Genomic DNA, 19273 nt, shown 5'->3' on the forward strand with positions numbered 1-19273 from the left:
ATGATCCTATCGCTAGAAGGTGTTGATCCAGTTACGCAGCAGCAGCGCGCCGGCGGCGCCGGACTTCTCCGGGTGGAACTGGGTGGCCCACAGGGGACCGTTCTCCACGGCGGCGACGAAGCGGCAGTCCTCGTGCTGTGCCCAGGTCACCGACGGTGCTGTGGTGTGCCCGTCGGTCTCCAGGTCCCAGGTGCGGGCGGCGTAGGAGTGCACGAAGTAGTAGCGCTCGTCCGGCTCCGCACCCGCGAACATGGTGGTGTCCCCGGGTACCTCCACGGTGTTCCACCCCATGTGCGGCAGGACGGTGGCGCTGAGTTTGGTGACGGTGCCGGGCCATTCACCGCAGCCTTCGGTGGCGGTGCCTTCGACGCCGTAGTCGAACAGGACCTGCATGCCCACGCAGATGCCGAGGACGGGACGCCCGCCGGCGAGCCGCTCCCCGATCATCCGGGGTCCGTGGACCGCTCGCAGACCGGTCATGCACGCGCTGAAGTTGCCGACGCCGGGGACCAGCAGGCCGTCCGCTTTAAGGACGGTGTCGGGGTCGGCGGTGACGGTGACCTGGGCACCGGCGTGCTCGAGTGCGCGCTGCGCCGAGCGCAGGTTGCCGGAGCCGTAGTCCAGGAGCGCGACCGTGGGTGCTGCTTTTTCCGCCATGCCCGGTGATTCTACAAGGCGGCGGGTGCGGTTGTGCCTATGGGCTGCTGCGCCGTGGGTATGAGTGTTTTCGGTTCCCCTCAGCAGCGCTCGGCAGAGCCGGTATCACCGGTAACACCGGTATTCATCGACATCCAGTGGAAGATGCCACTGCCTGGATTGAAGAGATTCGCTCGCTCCGAGCCGAGGATGATAGTCAAGGAGACGCCTGGGAACGTCTGGCACGACGATGAGCGGGCGTCGCGGCACTCGATATCTCGCCCTCGTGCAGGCGACGGTAAGAACTCAAGCCGAAACGGTCGGAAAGACTCAACGAACCCCTCAGAATCGGCCCTAGCTTTTACACGTAATGACTGCGCAAAGAGTGCCTGGCGAGCCGTAAGCCACCCAGGTTTAAGGCCCGGGCTTCCAACTCCGCTTTCGGCGGCAGTGCTGTCCAGTATTCGGCAACGACGATGCCATCCTCATGCATCTCCAGGAGTTCCACCTGCTCGCAGCCGGCTTCCGTGCACAGAATCAACCCGATGCGTACTTCCTCCCCCTCGTGCCGCTCGTAACTGTCCTGATGAGAACAGAAGATCGAGATAGAAGTCGTCGTTGTCGATGGTCATGCGCTTCTGGCGGGCGACGAAGGTCCACCCATTGCCCGCCTCGAGAAGAGAGTCCAGGAAGTATGTATCGAGTAGGTCGGGCGTGATCAGTGGATAGTACTGCAACACACAGTGACGAAGTTGTTGACCAGTGTGGGTGCCGAGCTGCTTGACCGTATCTTGGTTGCGCGGGTGCGGCCACGTGTACCCGGTGTGATGCGGGGGATGAACCGGGCGTTGCGGTGCGCAGCGAAGGACGCGACAAAATGCGGCGGTTGTTGGGTCGCAGGGTATGTCTGACAACTACACCACGTACCTCAGTCTCGATTGCCCTGCCGATGATGCGCAGGCCCTCGTCGATGATGTGCTTGCGTGGATCACCTCACCGAATCGTGACCCGGACGCGTCCTCCAGGGTGAACGACGAAGTCACCGGATCTGCCGAATGGCACCATGTCAGCGGCCTTGGGAACTCAGTTGATTCAGCCCTTACCTGCCCGCGCTGCGGCAGGGTGGTTCCGCAGCAAATGGACAAGATCAAGGACTGGTTTCAGACTCAGGAGGAACCCTTCATCACCTGCATCGACTGCGGGGAGAAATCGCTGATTGGCGACTGGTCAGACTCTTACGGGAATTTCTTCACACACGCCTCCATCACCTTCCACGCCACGCCGAAGTTGGACGGAACGCCGTTGCTTGACCCCGCCATGGAACAGGAGCTCCTCCGTCACCTGGGACGCCGGTCCCGCGTGGTCTACACGCACATGTGAGCTGGCAGCGTGGCAGGGCTTTTCGGCGGGACTGGTGGGGCTACCCAGACTGCCGACACAGATCGTGGCCAGGAGGCAGGGTGACCCAGTCGGCGAAAGGCATGCAACTTGAACAGGTTGATAAGAGTTCCCGCACACCAAACAGATCATCCAGGTTCATGGGCCTCGGACGACCTACGTGAAGAACACACAAGGTGCCGAGGAGCCGCAGACGTCGGTGGGGAGCGCCAACAACCTGTACCCACTGCCCCACGTCTCCGCACCTATCCACATGTCGCAGACTGGATCTGCTCGCACTGACATATCGAAAACAGACTGAACTGGGTCCGGGATGTCACCCTCGACGAAGATCGTTCCCAGAATGTCCCCGGCAGTTTCCGGTAGACCTGCTGGTTCCCATCGATCAACGACTTTGACAGAGCCCTACACGCAGGCCACCTCGATTTCGCCCGGTGACTGAGACTGTCGCAACCGGGCGTCATCACGAAGGGGGACGCCGCTGCCTGGATAGGCGAGATGCGCTCCCCGGGGAATGCGAATGCGTCACACAAAAACCCATGGGAGCGACAGTCACACCGATAAGCGGCTCTACAGTTCTTCTCGCCGCCACACCCCGGACGTTTTCAATCCAACTGAGAGCGTCACCTACGTTGTGGAGCTAAGCCACTTGCCCGCACTAGCAGGATCGTGAAAACTGCCGATGATCAGCGTCGCACTGCTTCATCAGTGGGAGACAATTAGACAACGAGCAATTTCGGAACATCGCGTCCCTCGTGGTCCTTCTCGAATCCGTCAGGAGATTCCAATTCCACATCAGCGACTCCCGGCCAAGGAAGTGGATAGAAATACCAAAGATTGCCGCGCTTCATTTCATGGTCTACCTCCTCGACATGGAATAACCCAGATATTTCATTCGGCTAACGTCGGACAGCCAGACATCTCTTTCTAGTTACCTTCAGCAGACAGAAGAGAAATCTAGACAAGCAACACAGAAAGCAGTGAACATTCTCGTATATTAGTCGTAACGAAACTCAACTATAGTTGGTTTAGACCACTCTCTGTCCAAAGTGGAGTACTTAAAGTAACCGATACTGGACTTTACTAGAATACGATCGCCTTCGATAGATACGTCGGAAATCTCCCCAATGTACACTTCAGGAGAATGTCCGCCTATATAATTAACGTCGAATTTTATATATATTCCATTTTCGATAGACCATTCGTCTATAATAAATCTAAAATCTCCGGGCCGCCCAACCCATCGGCCGTCGATAATAATTCCAACGTATGTATTGTGCTGCCATCCAATGTACGTATTGATTACTTGTTGTAGTTTATTCATAACTGTAAACTCGTGGTATCGTAGATTGAGCTGCCCGCTCTCAAGTTTTCCCGGGGAGACCCTGACATAGAACCATTCCCTTTCGGCCCACTATATCCGTCCGTCGGGACCGAAATCGAGCGACACTGCTACCCTGCGCCCCCCGACCGCAGCCGCCGCAGCCTCGTCCGCACGTTCTGGTGCTCGGTCACCCGGTGACGCCCCAGGAACCGGTCGCCGGCCAGGGCCACAGTGCCCATGCCCACCAGCCCGGCACCGACCACGAACGCACCACCGTAGCCACTCGAGGATGCCGCAACACCCAGCACGGACGAACCGGTGCCGGTGCCGGAGTCAAAGCCGATGTTCCAGATCGCCGAGGCATCAGACACCCGCTCCTTCGGCATCCGGGAGAACATCATCAGCAGCGTCTCCGACTGGATCGCCCCGAACCCCAGGCCGAACACCGCAGCAGCGGCCAGCGCCCCCACCACCAGAGACGTCCCCGTCGGGGCCGTGTAGATCAGGGCCGACATCGACAGCATCCCGCCGACACAGAACAGCGACGCCCACACTACCAACCGTCCCGGCTCCCCCACCCGGTCCGCCCACCAGCCGGAGATCGTGCGGCCCAGGATCTGTGCGGCACCAATCACAGCCAGGGTCACACCGGCCAGTGTCGCCGCCGCCGACGCGTCAATGCCACTGACCGCTGGCGCGGTGAAGGTGGAGAAGGCACCGAAGCCCATCGCACCGGTGCACAGACCCACGATCGGCACCAGGGCGAGCTTCCACACGGGGGCGCGAACCGGCGCGTCCGGCGCGTCCTGCGCCCCACCGTCCTGCGCCTTGGTCTTGTTCTTCTCCACCGGTGCCGCGCGCAGCGCGGGGATGCCCAGCGCGCCCAGTCCGCCGACCACGCCGCAGACCACGGCGATCAGGAAGACCGTGTCACCGGCGTTGGTGTACAGCGGCAGCCCGATGGTGAAGCCGATGATCTCGCCCACGCCGATCGCCGCGCCGAAGAAGGCGTTCGCCCGTCCCAGTTGCCGGGGCGGCACCAGCTCCGCCAGCAGCGCGGACTGCGCCACGGTCACCGCACCGAAGCCCACGCCGCGCACCGCGGAGATGGCCAGGACCAGCCAGGATCCGCCGTCGATGAGGTAGAGCACCGACGGCACACCGAGCAGTACCGCCCCGGAGACCATCACCGGCACGTAGCCCCACAGCCGCAGCAACCGCGGGATGAAGATCTGCGTGATCACCGTCGCGGCCATGAACACACCGGTGGACAGGCCAGCCAACGAATCGCCGTAGCCTGCGTCCAGCATCGCCACCGGGATCACCGGCAACAGCATCGACCAGCCGAGGAACGCGCAGAACACGCTCAGCAGCATCAGGGGCAGGCCCCTGACCTTCAGAACGCTCACAGAGCACCCTTCGTGGACGGCACCCCCGTCACCCGCGGATCGGACTCGACGGCGGCGCGCAGGGCACGGGCCACGGCCTTGTACTCCGCCTCGGTGATGTGGTGAGGGTCGCGACCGTACAGGCAGCGCACGTGCAGGGCGATCCGGGCATTGAAGGCCAGGGTCTCGAAGAAGTGCTGGTTGATCACCGTGGCATAGTGACCGCCGATGACGGACGTCAGCATCGTCTCCGGCTCACCGGTGCCCACGTAGTAGGGCCGGCCCGAGACGTCCACCACGGCCTGCGCCAGGGTCTCGTCCATCGGGATCCAGGCGTCGGCGAAGCGCCGGATGCCCTTCTTGTCACCCAGAGCCTCGCCGATGGCCTGGCCCAGCACAATGGCGGTGTCCTCGACGGTGTGGTGGGCGTCCACCTCGATGTCGCCGGTGGCCTGCACGGTCAGGTCGAAGCAGCCGTGGGAGCCGAACGCGGTCAACATGTGGTCGAAGAACGGCAGGCCGGTGGCGATATCGGTCGCGCCGGTGCCGTCGAGGTTGATCTCGACGACGATCGACGACTCCTTCGTCGCGCGCTCGATGCGTGCTGTTCTGTCACTCACTTGTACTCTCCCATGATCTTGTCGGCGGCGGCGAGGAAGGCGTCGTTCTCCGCCGGCAGCCCCACGGTCATCCGCAAGTGGCCGGGCACGCCCACGTCCCGGATCAGGACGTCCAGGTCGAGGAACCTCTGCCACAGCTCGTGTGCGTCTGAACCGTCCGGCAGCGCGAAGAACACGAAGTTCGACTCACTCGGGACCACATCGTATCCCAGGTCCACCAGGGAGTCGACCACGCGGATGCGTTCTTCACGCAGCGCAGCGACGGTCTCCAGGGTTTCGTGGGAATGCCGCAGTGCCACGGTCGCCGCCGCCTGCGACAGGGTCGACAGGTGGTACGGCAGGCGTACCAGCATCACGGCCTCGATGAAGGCAGGGTCCGCGACGAAGTAGCCGAGACGTCCCCCGGCGAAGTCGAAGGCCTTCGACATGGTGCGCGACACCACCAGCGTCGTGGGGTAGTCGGCGAGCAGTTCGGTCGCGCTGGGCTCGTCGGAGAACTCGGCGTAGGCCTCGTCGACGATCACGATGGCCCCGGCCTCACCAGCCGCATCGATGATCCGCCGCAGGTCAGCCACGCCCGTGACCCCGCCGGTCGGATTGTTCGGCGTGGTCACGAAGACGATTGCGGGGGTCTTCTCCCCGATCGCCGCGACCGCGGCGTCCACGTCGATCTCGAAGTGCGGGCCAACCCGCGGCACATCGAGGAACTCGGTCTGCGTGCCGGACGCCAGGATCGGGTGCATCGAATAGCTCGGGGTGAACCCGAGCACGCTGCGCCCCGGCCCGCCGAAGGCCTGCAGCAGTTGCTGCAGGACCTCGTTGGAGCCGTTGGCCGCCCACACGTTGTCCACGCCGACGTCCACGCCGGTCTGCCGGCTCACGTAGGACGCCAGCTCGGTGCGCAGCTCCACACTGTCGCGCTCCGGGTAGCGGTTCAGGGTCGTCGCCAGGCGCTGCACTTCGGCGACGAGGTCGTCCACCAGCGCATCAGACGGCGGGTAGGGGTTCTCGTTGGTGTTCAGCTGGTTGGTGACGGTCAGCTGCGGGGCGCCGTAGGCGGACTTGCCCCGCAGTTCCGGACGCAACGGCAGGTCGTTGAGACTCACGGAGCTGCTCATCGCAGATCCCCTTCCTCGAAACGGGCCCGCACGGCTTCCCCGTGGGCGGGCAGTTGCTCCGCATCGGCCAGGGTGGTCACGGTGTCCGCAACCTCCTTCAGCGCGGTGCGGTCGTAGTCGATGACGTCCACGTGCTTCAGGAAGGTGTGCGTGGACAGCCCCGAGGAGTGCCGCGCGGTGCCGGACGTGGGCAGCACGTGGTTCGAGCCGGCGGCGTAGTCACCCAGCGGCACCGGCGAGTAGTGGCCCACGAAGACCGCCCCGGCATTCGTGATCCGGGCGGCGACGGCGGCTGCGTCCTGCGTCTGGACCTCCAGGTGCTCGGCGGCGTAGGCGTCCGCCACCCGGACGGCCTCGTCCAGCGTGTCGGTCAGGATGATCCCGGACTGCTGGCCGGTCAGGGCCTCCTCGACGCGGTCGTGGTTCAGGGTGACCTTCCAGCGGGACTCGATCTCGCGGTCCACGGCCTCGGCGAACTCCGCGGAGTCGGTGATCAGCACACTCGCGGCCATCGGATCGTGCTCGGCCTGGCTGATCAGGTCGAAGGCCACGGCCACCGGGTCCGCACTGTCATCGGCGAGCACCGCGATCTCGGTGGGGCCGGCCTCGGAGTCGATGCCCACCACCGAACGGCACAGCCTCTTGGCGGCGGTGACGAAGATATTGCCCGGCCCGGTGATCATGTCCACCGGCTCCAGGTCCCGGTCACCGGAGCCGTCGGAGCCGTAGGCCATCAGCGCCACGGCTTGCCCGCCGCCGACGGCCCAGACCTCGTCCACGCCCAGCAGGGCGCAGGCGGCCAGGACGGTGGGGTGCGGCCAGCCACCGAAATCGGCCTGCGGCGGTGAGCTGACCACCAGGCTGCCCACCCCGGCCGCCTGCGCGGGGACCACATTCATGATCACCGAGGACGGGTACACGGCCTTGCCTCCGGGGACGTACAGTCCCACGCGGTTGATCGGGATCCACCGCTCGGACACCGTCCCGCCCGGGGCGATCTGCACCGTGGCGTCCTGCGGCACCTGGGCGTCGTGGAAGGCGCGCACGCGGGCGATCGCGTCCTGCAGCGCCTGGGTGATCGCCGGATCCAGCTCCTCCAGCGCCGCGGAGATGACGTCGCCCGGAACCCGCACCGACGCAGGACGGACCTTGTCGAACGTCTCGCCGTACTCCAGGGCCGCCTCGGCACCACGCTCGCGCACCGCCTCGACCACCGGGGTGACCGCGGGGAGGACATGGTCGATGTCCGTGCCTCCGCGGGGCAGGATGCGGCGGAGTTCAGCGGTCGAGGGGCGCTGCCCCCTCAGGTCCAGGCGTGGAAGCATGGTGAGTGATCGTCTCCTGATGTCGTCGGGTAACGTGTTGTGATTCTAGCCCCCGTACAGGACATGGAAAGGATGGAGGGTCGCCAGTGGCATCACAGACAACACTCGCGGAACTGCTGCAGGCCTCGGCCGATGCGGCATCCGCCGGCGACCACGCCGCCAGTTGGCGTCTCACCAGCGAGTTCGGGACGCGCTTCTGGTTGTCCGAGCCCTCAGAGCTTCCGCAGGACGTCCCGGCAACCCTGCGCACCGAGTTCTTCGTCCTGCGTGCCGCCGTCGCCGACCGCCTGGAATTGCACGAGGAATCCGCCGAGGCCGTCTTCCAGTGGCGCCACCTGGCCCGCGAATCCGGCGACCATGCCTCGGCGGTACTGGCGAACTCCGCGCTGTGCCTGGTGGCGATGGTCGTGGAGTCCGACGGCGTCGTCATGGACGCTCTCCCCCCGGCGATCGGCCTGCTGGAGGACCTGCAGGGCTCGATCATGTCCTTCAGGCCCACCCCGGACTCCGCGAGCGTGGCGAACGACCCCACGATCACCGGGTCCACGCTGGCGAAGAACCAGGCGACGTGCCTCTCGTTGGCCGCGATGGGCGGGCTGACCTGTGCCACCTCACTGGAGACCCCGGAGGCGGACGCGCTGCGTCCCGTCTTCAGCGAACTTGCCGACCGCTTCACCGTCGCCTCGGCGGCACCCGGTGACCGCGAACTGACCCGCGCCCAGCAACTCCACGCGGACGGGGACGTGGCCGCGGCGGTCGAGGTCGCGTCCGGCATGCTCGCCTCCGAGTCCCCCACCACCCGCTACGAGGCCCACGACCTGCTGGGGTACTTCGCACTGACCGGTGGCCCGGGCGCCGACGGCCCCGAGGGCACCGGCAACGATTCAGTGCTGGAGCACTGGCGGGCCTGTGCCGAACTCGCACTGGAGCTCGGTGCGCCCCTGGAGGGCATGCACCGCGCGGAGCAGACCTGCCAGCTGCTCAACGCCGCCGGCGACTACGCCGACTCCCATGACCTCGCCGTCCGCTACGACATCGCCGCCGCCGGGGCACCGGTCTCCCCGGCCGTGCTGAACCTGCGCGCCGTGCAGGCCCGGGCCGCGATCGGCCTGGGCCACACCGAGGAGGGGTTGGCGCTGGCCACCGCCACGGCAGACTGGTCACTGCTCACCCCGGACGTGGAACGCACCCTGGCGTGCCTGACCATGGCCTCGGTCGCGGCGTCCACCTCCGAACAGCACGAGCGGACCGCGAAACTGCTGGAGCGCAGCTGCTCGCTGTACCTCGACCTGGAACGCCCGCTGGCCGCCGCCCAGTCGCTGCGCACCGCAGCCCGCGAGTACCTCACCGCGTCCCGCACGTCGCGGGCAGTGGAGCTGATGGAGCGTTCCCGCACGATCCTGGAGGAGGCCGGGGACGACCCGATGCTCTCCTGGCACCTCGGCGACTGGAACGAGGACATGTCGGCGATCTGGGAGGAGGCCGGACGCGAGGACCTGGCGCTGGACTACGCCACCCGGGCCGCCCGCTCCTTCACCGACGCCCAGGACCACAGCAGTGCGGCGGCGAACTGGGTGGCTGCGGCGTCGATGCACCTGGAACGCGGCGACGGGTCGTCCTGCGACACGGCCCTGGACCGGGCCCACGGTGAGCTGCTGCGGGTGCCCGATGAGGTCGGCGACGGCGACGCCGACGACCTGGACCACACCGCCTGGCAGGCCTACCACGAGCTGCGCCACCTGCGCGGCAACTAGCGGCGCAGCGGGAGAGGCCCTACTTCCGGGAGAAGGCCTCGTCCGGGGAGAACAGGGCACAGGTCCAGTAGACCACCGCCGCCGCTGCGGGAGCGGCCAGGTACCCGGCGGCACCGGTGATGCGCGAGACGATTGTGATCTCCTGGCCCGGGGACAGCTCGCCGGACAGGTCACTGTCATGAAGGAAGTCCGCGAACCAGTTGCCGAACAGCAGGAACACCGCCGAACCGACCACTGCCATCACCACCACCCCCAACAGCATCAGCGGGCCACGCAGCGCCGGGATCCTCCAGTACGCCCACCCGGCCAGGAGGGCCCCGAGGACCGCCGTGGCCACCGCGTAGACGGCGAAGGACTGGAACGCGGCCGTGGACGACGACGGGTCGACCTCGGCACCACCGGTGTCGGTGACCACGGCGGTCACCACCGGACGCCACCAACCCCACAGCAGCCCGGCCACGGCGAACACCCCGAGGAAGAGCGTGGGCACCCTCACCGCCTGTCCGATGGAGCGGCGGCGGGAGCGCTTACTGTCCGTGCGTTCTTGTGCGGTGACCGTCATGCTGCGGAGCTGCAGGTCTTCCAGTTGCCGTCCTCGCGGATGTACACCACGTTCTCGGTGCCGCGGTTGCCACCGATGGTCCGGTCGACGGTAGCCGTGGCCCGGTCACCCTCGACGGCGATGTCGTTGACGCCGTGCACGGTGGGGATGTTCTCCACACCGCCGGCGACCTCGCTCCACATCTGGTTCTCGGCGCGGGCCCTGTCGATCTCCTGCTGGACGCCTTCCCTGCCTCCCAGGCGATCGAGATCGCCGGTGCAGGTGGTGTCGTACACGTACTGCCAGTAGTCGGCGTACTTGCGGTCACCCTGGAGCCCCTCGGAGACGCCCCGGATCTGTGAGGCGTCGTCGCCGGAGGCCCGCGGTGCCGCCGGCGGTGGCGGCGGCGGGGCGTCCTCGCCCTGGGCCTCGGGAGCGTCAGGGGCGCCTTCGGCCTCCGGATCGGGCTCGTCGGCCGGGGGCTCGTCCTCCGGCGCGGGGGTGTCGTCCCGCGCCCCGGAGGACGGCTCGGACTCCGCGGACGTGCCCGGGGCCGCCGACTCGCTGGTCCCCTCCGCACTGGACGACGTTGCGGTGTCGACCTCGTCGGCCTCACTGTCGTCCTCGGCACCACAGGCGGACAGTGCCAGGGTCGAGGCAACGACCCCCGCCAGCACAGCCCTGCTGATCCCAATACCGCGTCGTGACATTCGTGGTTCCCTTCTGGTGCGCAATATAGCCGGTACGACACTCTATCGCCTCCGGGCCCGGAAACGTTAGTGCCTGGGTACACTCGGGGGTTGTGCAACTGAACCGGGAACGCATCCTCACCGCCGCTTTCGACATCCTCGACGAGTACGGGCTCGGCGACCTGACCATGCGCCGGCTCGCCCGGAACCTCGATGTCGCCCCCGGTGCGCTCTACTGGCACTTCCCCAGCAAGCAGGAACTGCTGGGCGGCATCGCCGACCGGATCCTGGAGGGGGCCGGGACGGTCGGCGGTGGAGACGGTTCCGGGGCGCATGCGACGGCATCCGACCTGCTTGACCGGCTGCTCGGCACGCGCGATGGCGCGGAGATCGTGTCCGCCTCGCTGGCCGCCGGGACGTGCACCGCCGACCCCGCCGCCATCCTGGCGTCCTCGTTGGACGGGGACGGCGCCGAGGACGCCGAGCTCGCCGGCTGGGTGCTCTCGCGCTACCTCCTCGGGGCGGCGACGGATCTGCAGAACGCCATTGCCGCCGGTGCAACCCCACGTCCGGTGTCCCAGGTACTCGCCGGGGTGGACCTCGTGCTCAACGGCTTCGCGGGGTAACAGTCAGCTGTCATTCCCCCGGCTCCTCCGTGTCCGGACGCGACCGGGACACCGCGACGGGGATTCCGCCTAGAATCGGTCCCCATGAGCGACAGCGACCCGAGCGACACCAGCACCATCCCGGCCCACGGGGCGACCATCGGGATCACCCCGGACGGCGTGACCGTCCGGCGTGGACCGATGGCCCAGAACCTGCTGCCCGCGGAACTGTCCTTCTCCCCTGACCGGCTGCGGGGCTGGTACCACCAGGCCCCGACAGAGTCCTCCCCCGGCTGGCTCCAGTTCTCGCTCTCGGAGGCACCGGACGGGTCAGTGGAACGTCCTGTCCGCGGTTTCCCCGCCACCCGCGGCGCGGCGAACATCGTGACCTTCGCCCCCGGGCAGGCCGACGAGTTCGCCGCCGCCGAGCACCTCCTGGTGAACCTGCAGGCCGGGTACCCACTCGACGAGGCAGAGGCCGAGGTGGAGGCCGCCAAGGAGCCGCCGGCGGAGGCAGAGCAGGACACCCTCTTCCCTGTCGAGATCGAGGAGCCGACGGACAGCAGGAAAGACGACAGCGGAGCGTCCTCCGCCAAGCGCGGGAACTGGCGTGCCGTCGCCACCCCGGACACGATCCCGGAGACCAACACCGACGCCGACGCCAACAACCCGGTCTTCGGGCAGAACGTGACCGTCACCGGGGACTTCGCCCCCTACGAAAAGGGGGAGGTGTGGGACATGATCGCCGGGGCCGGCGGGACCGTCGGGAAGAACGTCACCAAGAAGACCACCCTGCTCGTCATCGGCGAGTGGAACTCCGTGACCAGCAAGGAGAAGCGCGCCCGGGAGCTGAAGGAGAAGGGGCAGGAGATCACCCTGTGGACCTTCGACGAGTTCCTGGATGCCCTCGGCAGGAGCCGTCGCCCGGATCTCGAGGAAATCAAGGGAACCTCAGCGCCGTTCTAGGAGTCTCTCTACCGGTATGAGCCGGAAACTCCATGTGCAGACCGTCCCCGCGACCACCGACCACGACCCCTACAACCCCCACGCCGCCGTCCTGATCCCGCTGGGCGCAGGACTGTGCGCCACGATCCACGGCGAACCCGGCTCCGGGCCCTCCGGAACCGTCAGCAACGGCGACCTGGCGGCGATGGGCACCACCGCCGCCCGCCTGTGGCAGGACGCAGCCACCGACATGCTCACCGTCCTCGGACGGACCACCGCACGCCACGGCACCGCCCTGCGCCACCGTGACACCGGCGACGGGGTACGGGAGATCGCCGTGATCGACACCCCGTTCCCCGCAGCGGGTCTGGTCGCCCACCCACTACTGGCCGTCCCGACCCACCGCATCCTGGGGTGCCTGCCCGGCGGCCTGGCGGACGCGGCGGTGTACATCACCGGTGACCAGCGTCTCCTGGTGACCCACCGGCTGCACCCCGGCCTGTGTGCCGACCTCGTCGCGGACTCGATCTCCGGTCCTCTCGACCTGTCTGCGGGGCACTGCCAACGGATGCGGATAGAGTCGACGGTATGAATTCCGCCGTTTCCCAACGCGCCGCACTCCGCGACTTCGATGCCTGGCTCGCCGCGCACCCGACGGTGGTGTCGGACATCCAGCAGGTCATCGCGGAGGAGCTTGCGGACGACGGCATCGCCTTCGACCAGGTGTCCGTGCGGATCAAGGACCGCGGCAGCTACCTGCGCAAGCTCAACGACCCCGGCCACCCGGACTACCGCGACTTCGAGAGCGCCCACGATGTGCTCGGCGTGCGCGTGACCGTGTTCACCAACTCGGAGATCCCCCAGCTCGTCAGCGTGATGCGGAGCCTGTTCGACGTCCAGTCCGTGACGGACAAGTCGGCGCAGACCGCGGCCCAGGGTGTCTTCGGCTACGCCTCGCGCCACGTCATCGCCAGAATCACCGGCGAGACCCTGCCGTCGCTGCAGGAACTCGACGGACGGCTGATCGAGGTCCAGTTGCGGACGGTGCTGCAGCACGCGTGGGCCGAGTTCGAGCACGACGTGCGCTACAAGAACCCCGGCCACGAGCTCACCCCCGAAGTCCACCGTGCTTTCACCCTGGCCGCCGGACTGATCGAGGTCGCCGACCAGCAATTCGACGAGATCGTCCGGCAGACCAATGCGGACGGTGCGGGCAATGAGGAGACGGAGCTGACCGCCACCACCCTGCCCGGGGTGCTGACCATGGTCGTCGGCAGCGAGTACCCGATGTCGAAGGCGGAGTACTACGGCTTCGCGGTGGACATGCTTGCCGCGAACGGTGTCACCACCATCGGCGAACTGGAGACGCTGTGCTCACCCGAGGCGCTCGACCAGCTCAAGGACGTGATGGGCTTCGGTTACCCGCCCGGCCAGGTCCGGCTGATCGACGACCTGCTGCTGTTCACCTACGGCCGCGACCACATCCGGCGCACGGTGCACATCGGCGACAATCCGGCGTCGCGGCCCGGGCGGCTCGGCAACCGGTGGCAGCGGATGGGGCAGAAGCTCTTCAACCCCCGCAGCTAGCGCATGCCCGTCAGCGCATCCCCCGGAACTGCTCCATCTCGCGGCGCTCCTTCTTGGTGGGACGTCCCGCTCCCCTCTCCCGTCGTGGGATGGACGCCAGGACCTCTTTCGGCGGTGGCGGCGGCGAGTGGTCGATGTAGCACTCGCGTGCCCGCGGAGCGCCCACCCGCTTGGAGACGAGCTCCGTGACCTCGTAGACGTGTTCGCGGTGGTTGACCCAGGCACGCACCCGGTCACCGACCACCACGGTCTGGGCGGGTTTCACCGCCGCGTCGTTGAGCTTCACATGTCCGGCACGGCAGGCTTCCGCGGCGGCCGAACGGGTCTTGAACAGTCGCACGGACCACACCCAGGCGTCGATCCGGGTCACTGGGGCATCACCACTCGTCCTTGTGGTTGATGACCTCCCTGACCTTCACACCGTTGTAGCCGAGGACCACGAGCGCCACGATGGCGATGGTGAAGAAGAGGCCGGGCGCAATGCTCAGAATCCCGAGGACACCACCGACCACGGCGACACCCCCGGACACCTGGATCGCGCGGGAACGTTTGCGGACCTCCGCCTTGCGGCGGGCGACGGGATTGTCGGGGTAGTTGTCCATTGTCATGTGGCGAGTCTACCGCAGCAGGCTGCGTGCAGCGCGGGCTGCTTCTGGGCATCCGCGTTAAATGTCACAGCTGCGGGGCCGCACCGTTGCAGGTGCCCGAGGGGACGCGTCTCCGTGCAGGAGAAGGTCCGGGAGTCGGAACCGGCAATACCGCACCGTTTTCGGCACATCGACTGAAGTAGAAATGGCCAAAGCGGTGCGGAGTTACCGGTGGGCCCTCTCACTCCGGTGCCTCTCCGGTAGGGCAGCACCCTTGCGTCCAGGGCAGACCCCTGCCAGCCAGAGCAGCGGCACACCCCCTGCAGCGGGTGGCCACGAGGAACGGGGTGGGATAGCGGGTCAGAGACCCACGCGGCTACGGCAGCGCCACGTCCCGCCAGCGGGTATCCCCACGGACCGCCTCCACTGCCCCGCCGGTGAGTTCACCCACCAGCCCGTTCGGGTCGTCGCCGGCCGCCGTGCCCGTTGTCAGGGTCAGCGTCACCCTCGCCCCGTAGGACGCCTCGACCTCCACTCCCCTGCCCCGCAGCTCCGCCTCCACCTTCCCCGCCGAGGCGTGGTCGAGATCCACCGTCCACAGCACGCGGGGTTCCCGCGACACCACATCCACCTTGTCCAGCACGGCACGGGTCGCGTCCTGGTACGCCCGGACCAGCCCGCCGGTGCCGAGTTTGACCCCGCCGAAGTAGCGCACCACCACCACTGCGATGTCCTGCAGCCCGGAGCCGCTCAGCACCTCCAGCATGGGCTGGCCCGCGGTACCGGACGGTTCGCCGTCGTCACTGGAGCGCTCCACCGGGTTCGCACCGTCGACGTGCAGGACATAGGCGCTGCAGTGGTGGCGCGCGTCTGGGTAGGACGCCCTGACCTCGGCGAGGAACGACCGGGCGGCGTCCTCACCGGTACTGCCCGGACCGTCGGTGCGGGCGGCCAGCGCGATGAAGCGGGACCGCTTCACCTCGGTCTCCGCGACAGGCCGGGCAGTGCTGGGTCGCCGGTAGCTCTCCCCTGGACGCTCTGCCGGGTTCACCCCAGGATCCCGGCCCAGGTCGTCGCCTTGAGATCCCCCATCAGCGACGACGACCGGGTGACACGGAGGGTCGACGGCAGCATGTACTGCAGCTCCTCCGCACCGTCGGTGAGGGTGAGGTAGACGTCCGAGTCACCCTCGTTGTTGTGCAGTACGGTCTTCAGCCGGTCCATGTTGTCCGGCGTGCACTGGTCGACCCGCATGCGCAGTCGCAGCGGGACGCCCGCGCCCGAGCCCGCGGAGAGTTCGGCGGGCTTGAGGTCGTTGCAGAACAGGCTGGTGCGGTCGTCGCGGATACTGACCTCCGCCTGGGCGAGGACGATGTTGTCCTCGGCGATCATGGGTGCGACCAGGGAGTACGTCCGGGAGAAGCACAGCAGCTCGATCTGCGCGCCGTGCTGGTCCTCCACGGTGACGATCGCCCAGGGATTGCCTTTCTTGTCCACGCGTCGGTCCACGCTCGAGATGATCCCGCCGACCTTGATCGCCCGCTTGTCCGGCAGCTCGCCGGAGAGCACCGTGGTCAGTGGGGTGTCGACCTGGGCGTCCAACGAGGCCTCGAAGCCGTCCAGCGGGTGACCGGAGACGTACAGCCCCAGCATCTCGCGCTCCAGGGTGAGCTCGTGCTTGCGCTCCCAGTGCTGGTCGGGGACGTCGACCTTGAACGCGTCCCCGACACCGTCGCCGTCATCCCCACCCAGATCGGCGAAGAGATCGAACTGGCCGCGGGCGGCCGCCTTCTTTGTGGCGGTGACCGAGTCCACCGCGTCCTCGAAGACCAGCATCATCCCCTTGCGCGGGTGGCCGAGGGAATCGAAGGCGCCGGCCTTGATCAGGGATTCGGTGACGCGCTTGTTGCAGGCGGTGGCATCGATCTTGTCGAGGTAGTCGGAGAAGTCCTTGAAGTCACCCTTCTCCTCACGGGTGGCGACGATCGAGTCGACGACGTCCTCACCGACGTTGCGCACCGCGCCCAGGCCGAAGCGGATGTCCTCGCCGACGGACTGGAAGGTGTAGTCGGACTCGTTGACGTCCGGACTCAGCACCTTGATCCCCAGGTGGCGGCAGTCCGCCAGGTAGATCGCGGACTTGTCCTTCTTGTCGCCGACCGAGGTCAGCAGCGCCGCCATGTACTCGGCGGTGTAGTGCTCCTTGAGGTAGGCGGTCCAGAAGCTGACCAGGCCGTACCCGGCGGCGTGCGACTTATTGAACGCGTAGCCGGCGAAGGGAAGGATCGTGTCCCACAGGGTCTTGATCGCGGCGTCCGAGAAGCCGTTCGACTTCATCCCGGCCTCGAAGTTCTCGAACTCCTTGGCCAGCACCTCCGGCTTCTTCTTGCCCATGGCCTTGCGGAAACCATCGGCCTGGCCGGCGGTGTAGTTCGCGACCTTCTGCGAGATCCTCATGATCTGCTCCTGGTACACGATCAGACCGTAGGTCTCCTCCAGGATCTCGTCGAGCGCTTCGGCCAGCTCCGGGTGGATCGGCTCGATGGGCTTGCGGCCGTTCTTGCGGTCGGCGTAGTCCCAGTGCGCGCCGACACCCATGGGGCCGGGGCGGTACAGGGCGAGCGCGGCGACGATGTCGTTGAAACCGGTGGGCTTCATCCGCTTCAGCAGTTCCTGCATGCCGCCGGAGTCGAGCTGGAAGATGCCCAGGGTGTCGCCCCGCGCCAGCAGTTCATAGGCCCGCGGGTCGTCGGTGGTCAGGGACTCCAGGTCGAGGTCCTCACCCCGGTTCTTCTTGATGTTCCCGATGCAGTCGCCGATGACGGTAAGGTTGCGCAGCCCCAGGAAGTCCATCTTCAGCAGGCCGATGGCCTCGCAGGCAGGGTAGGGCCAGCCGGTGATGAGCGCGCCGTCCTGCTGGCGTTTCCACATCGGGACGTGGTCCATCAGGGGCACGGACGCCATGATCACCGCACAGGCGTGGACGCCGGCCTGCCGGACCACGCCCTCCAGCCCCAGGGCGTCGTCGTAGATCTCCTTGACCACCGGGTCGGTCTCGATGAGGCTGCGGATCTCCGCGGCCTCCGCGTAGCGGTCGTGCTGGGGGTCCATGATGCCGGACAGCGGGATGTCCTTGGCCGCCTGCGCCGGGGGCAGGGTCTTGGTGATCCGGTCGGCGATCTGGAAGCCGGGCTGGCCGTGGTGGGCGCGGGCGGCGTCCTTGATCGCCTGCTTCGTCTTGACGGTGCCGAAGGTGATGACCTGGGCGACCTTGTCCTCGCCCCAGTTGTCCGCGGCGTAGCGGATCATCTCGCCGCGGCGGCGGTCGTCGAAGTCGATGTCGATATCGGGTGCGGACGGACGCTCCGGGTTGAGGAAGCGCTCGAACATCAGCCCGTGGTCGATGGGGTCGATGTTGGTGATCGTCAGCGCGTAGGCCACCAGCGCACCGGCGGCCGAACCACGGCCCGGCCCCACGCGGATGCCGATGGAGCGGGCGTGCTTGATCAGGTCGGCGACGACGAGGAAGTAGGACGGGTAGCCCTTCATGTCGATGACGTCGATCTCGTAGTCGGCCCGGTCGAGGTACTCCTTCGGGACCTCGCCGCCGTTGAAGCGTTCCGTCAGCCCCTCGGCGACCTCGCGCCGCAGCCAGGACGTCGGTGTGTGGCCCTCCGGCACGTCGTACTTCGGCATGCGGTCGTGGGTGTGCTCCTCCCAGACCTCGCCGTAGTCCTGGACGCGCTCGGCGATCCAGAGGGTGTTGTCGCAGCCGTCGGGGACGATCGGGTCCCAGTAGCTGCGCAGTTCCTCGGCGGACTTGATGTAGTAGCCGTCGCCCGAGAAGGCGAAGCGGCGTCCCCCCTGGTCCAGCGTCGGCTCGTCCATGGTCGCACCGGTCTGCACGCACAGCATGACCTCGTGCGGCTTGGCCTGCTTCTGCAGGACGTAGTGGCAGTCGTTGGTGACCAGCGGCGGGATGTCGAGCTTGCGTCCGATCTCCAGGAGATCGTCGCGGACACGCTTCTCGATGTCCAGGTCGTGGTTCATCAGCTCCAGGAAGTAGTTGTCGTGGCCGTAGATGTCCTGCCACATCGCGGCGGCCTCCAGGGCCTTGTCGAACTGGCCGAGGCGCAGACGGGTCTGGACGTCGCCGGACGGGCAGCCAGTGGTGGCGATGATGCCGTCGGCGTGCTCGGCGACGATCTCGGCGTCCATGCGCGGGTACTTCGAGACCTGGCCCTCGTAGCTGGCCAGGGAGGACAGGCGGAAGAGGTTGTGCAGGCCCGTGGCGTTCTCCGCCATCATCGTCTGGTGCAGGTAGTAGCCGCCGCCGGCGACGTCGTCGCGCTTCTGCTCGGGCTCGCCCCACTTGATGCGGTCCTTGATCAGGCGGGAGTCCGGGGCCATGTAGGTCTCGATGCCGATGATGGGTTTGATGCCCGCGCCGGTCATCGCCCGGTAGAAGGCGTCGGAGCCGAACATGTTGCCGTGGTCGGTCATGCCGACGGCGGGCATCCCCTGCCGGGCGACCTCCTCGGCCAGCAGGTCGACCTTCGCCATGCCGTCGAGCATGGAGTACTCGGTGTGGTTGTGCAGGTGGACGAAGGAGGACTTCTTCATGGCGGCCAGTCTACCGCCGACGGTCGTGCCCGCCTATGCGCCCCTGGAGAAAAGTAGGGGAAACTTTCGCACTCCCGCAGGCGGATTCTAGCGGTCGTCGCAACACCCTCACGGGTAGCGGATCTGCTTAATC

Annotated in this window: 17 protein-coding genes; 6 read left to right on the top strand and 11 right to left on the bottom strand. The window is 66.9% G+C overall.

All coding sequences use genetic code 11. From position 1 onward, the window contains the following. Nucleotides 1-12: 12 nt before the first annotated feature. The gene (gene hisH, locus ACTIL2_RS05890; RefSeq protein ID WP_442336518.1) at nt 13-657 is read right to left on the bottom strand and encodes an imidazole glycerol phosphate synthase subunit HisH; all 645 of its coding nucleotides are present in this window, start codon (nt 655-657) and stop codon (nt 13-15) included. Nucleotides 658-1539: 882 nt separating this feature from the next. On the opposite strand from hisH, the gene ACTIL2_RS05895 reads away from it, so the two are divergent. Then, on the top strand, nt 1540-2016 hold the full coding sequence (locus ACTIL2_RS05895) for a hypothetical protein (protein ID WP_442336519.1): 477 nt from the start codon (nt 1540-1542) through the stop codon (nt 2014-2016). A gap of 1470 nt (nt 2017-3486) precedes the next feature. Here the strand turns inward: ACTIL2_RS05895 and ACTIL2_RS05900 are convergent. From ACTIL2_RS05900 to hisD, 4 genes are read right to left on the bottom strand one after another with little or no spacing between them, the layout of a single operon-like run. Further along, entirely contained in the window at nt 3487-4734 is a 1248-nt protein-coding gene (locus tag ACTIL2_RS05900; protein WP_442336534.1) for an MFS transporter, read from the bottom strand. Between the two features lie 29 nt (nt 4735-4763). Then, entirely contained in the window at nt 4764-5366 is a 603-nt protein-coding gene (hisB, locus tag ACTIL2_RS05905; protein ID WP_442336520.1) for an imidazoleglycerol-phosphate dehydratase HisB, read from the bottom strand. Next, nucleotides 5363-6484, bottom strand: coding sequence for a histidinol-phosphate transaminase (locus ACTIL2_RS05910; RefSeq protein ID WP_442336521.1), 1122 nt, complete (start codon nt 6482-6484; stop codon nt 5363-5365). Before ACTIL2_RS05910 ends, hisB begins: the two co-directional genes overlap by 4 nt. Further along, nucleotides 6481-7809 (bottom strand): histidinol dehydrogenase, encoded by a 1329-nt coding sequence (gene hisD, locus ACTIL2_RS05915; RefSeq protein WP_442336522.1) that lies wholly within the window; start codon nt 7807-7809, stop codon nt 6481-6483. Before hisD ends, ACTIL2_RS05910 begins: the two co-directional genes overlap by 4 nt. Before the next feature lie 86 nt (nt 7810-7895). On the opposite strand from hisD, the gene ACTIL2_RS05920 reads away from it, so the two are divergent. Beyond that, the gene (locus ACTIL2_RS05920) at nt 7896-9563 is read left to right on the top strand and encodes a hypothetical protein (RefSeq protein WP_442336523.1); all 1668 of its coding nucleotides are present in this window, start codon (nt 7896-7898) and stop codon (nt 9561-9563) included. 19 nt (nt 9564-9582) lie between these two features. Here ACTIL2_RS05920 and ACTIL2_RS05925 read toward each other — a convergent pair whose 3' ends face one another. Both ACTIL2_RS05925 and ACTIL2_RS05930 read right to left on the bottom strand, forming a co-directional pair. Beyond that, nucleotides 9583-10125 (bottom strand): hypothetical protein, encoded by a 543-nt coding sequence (locus ACTIL2_RS05925; RefSeq protein WP_442336524.1) that lies wholly within the window; start codon nt 10123-10125, stop codon nt 9583-9585. Further along, nucleotides 10122-10814, bottom strand: coding sequence for a hypothetical protein (locus ACTIL2_RS05930; protein WP_442336525.1), 693 nt, complete (start codon nt 10812-10814; stop codon nt 10122-10124). Before ACTIL2_RS05930 ends, ACTIL2_RS05925 begins: the two co-directional genes overlap by 4 nt. Before the next feature lie 92 nt (nt 10815-10906). On the opposite strand from ACTIL2_RS05930, the gene ACTIL2_RS05935 reads away from it, so the two are divergent. From ACTIL2_RS05935 to ACTIL2_RS05950, 4 genes are all read left to right on the top strand, one after another. Next, nucleotides 10907-11419 (top strand): TetR/AcrR family transcriptional regulator, encoded by a 513-nt coding sequence (locus ACTIL2_RS05935; protein ID WP_442336526.1) that lies wholly within the window; start codon nt 10907-10909, stop codon nt 11417-11419. Nucleotides 11420-11503: 84 nt separating this feature from the next. Further along, nucleotides 11504-12364, top strand: a complete 861-nt coding sequence (locus ACTIL2_RS05940; protein ID WP_442336527.1) for a BRCT domain-containing protein — start codon at nt 11504-11506, stop codon at nt 12362-12364. 16 nt (nt 12365-12380) lie between these two features. Next, nucleotides 12381-12935 (top strand): hypothetical protein, encoded by a 555-nt coding sequence (locus ACTIL2_RS05945; protein WP_442336528.1) that lies wholly within the window; start codon nt 12381-12383, stop codon nt 12933-12935. Then, entirely contained in the window at nt 12932-13930 is a 999-nt protein-coding gene (locus ACTIL2_RS05950; RefSeq protein ID WP_442336529.1) for a GTP pyrophosphokinase, read from the top strand. Before ACTIL2_RS05945 ends, ACTIL2_RS05950 begins: the two co-directional genes overlap by 4 nt. A gap of 10 nt (nt 13931-13940) precedes the next feature. Here the strand turns inward: ACTIL2_RS05950 and ACTIL2_RS05955 are convergent, their stop codons facing one another. From ACTIL2_RS05955 to dnaE, 4 genes are all read right to left on the bottom strand, one after another. After that, nucleotides 13941-14300, bottom strand: a complete 360-nt coding sequence (locus ACTIL2_RS05955) for an RNA-binding S4 domain-containing protein (protein WP_442336530.1) — start codon at nt 14298-14300, stop codon at nt 13941-13943. A 7-nt stretch (nt 14301-14307) separates the two neighbouring features. After that, a complete protein-coding gene (locus tag ACTIL2_RS05960; RefSeq protein ID WP_442336531.1) occupies nt 14308-14538 on the bottom strand; it encodes a hypothetical protein in 231 nt (76 codons plus the stop codon). Between the two features lie 355 nt (nt 14539-14893). Continuing rightward, nucleotides 14894-15586 (bottom strand): IMPACT family protein, encoded by a 693-nt coding sequence (locus ACTIL2_RS05965; protein WP_442336535.1) that lies wholly within the window; start codon nt 15584-15586, stop codon nt 14894-14896. Further along, on the bottom strand, nt 15565-19140 hold the full coding sequence (gene dnaE / locus ACTIL2_RS05970; protein WP_442336532.1) for a DNA polymerase III subunit alpha: 3576 nt from the start codon (nt 19138-19140) through the stop codon (nt 15565-15567). Before dnaE ends, ACTIL2_RS05965 begins: the two co-directional genes overlap by 22 nt. Nucleotides 19141-19273 lie beyond the last annotated feature (133 nt).

Source organism: Corynebacterium sp. (assembly GCF_052107835.1).
In the GTDB taxonomy this organism is placed as follows: Bacteria; Actinomycetota; Actinomycetes; order Mycobacteriales; family Mycobacteriaceae; genus Corynebacterium.

Bases quoted from the DNA above. Each gene is read 5' to 3' on its own strand.
- hisH (WP_442336518.1), bottom strand. From the start codon at position 657: ATGGCGGAAAAAGCAGCACCCACGGTCGCGCTCCTGGACTACGGCTCC.
- ACTIL2_RS05895 (WP_442336519.1), top strand. From the start codon at position 1,540: ATGTCTGACAACTACACCACGTACCTCAGTCTCGATTGCCCTGCCGAT.
- ACTIL2_RS05900 (WP_442336534.1), bottom strand. From the start codon at position 4,734: ATGCTGCTGAGCGTGTTCTGCGCGTTCCTCGGCTGGTCGATGCTGTTG.
- ACTIL2_RS05910 (WP_442336521.1), bottom strand. From the start codon at position 6,484: ATGAGCAGCTCCGTGAGTCTCAACGACCTGCCGTTGCGTCCGGAACTG.
- hisD (WP_442336522.1), bottom strand. From the start codon at position 7,809: ATGCTTCCACGCCTGGACCTGAGGGGGCAGCGCCCCTCGACCGCTGAA.
- ACTIL2_RS05925 (WP_442336524.1), bottom strand. From the start codon at position 10,125: ATGACGGTCACCGCACAAGAACGCACGGACAGTAAGCGCTCCCGCCGC.
- ACTIL2_RS05930 (WP_442336525.1), bottom strand. From the start codon at position 10,814: ATGTCACGACGCGGTATTGGGATCAGCAGGGCTGTGCTGGCGGGGGTC.
- ACTIL2_RS05940 (WP_442336527.1), top strand. From the start codon at position 11,504: ATGAGCGACAGCGACCCGAGCGACACCAGCACCATCCCGGCCCACGGG.
- ACTIL2_RS05945 (WP_442336528.1), top strand. From the start codon at position 12,381: ATGAGCCGGAAACTCCATGTGCAGACCGTCCCCGCGACCACCGACCAC.
- ACTIL2_RS05950 (WP_442336529.1), top strand. From the start codon at position 12,932: ATGAATTCCGCCGTTTCCCAACGCGCCGCACTCCGCGACTTCGATGCC.
- ACTIL2_RS05960 (WP_442336531.1), bottom strand. From the start codon at position 14,538: ATGACAATGGACAACTACCCCGACAATCCCGTCGCCCGCCGCAAGGCG.
- dnaE (WP_442336532.1), bottom strand. From the start codon at position 19,140: ATGAAGAAGTCCTCCTTCGTCCACCTGCACAACCACACCGAGTACTCC.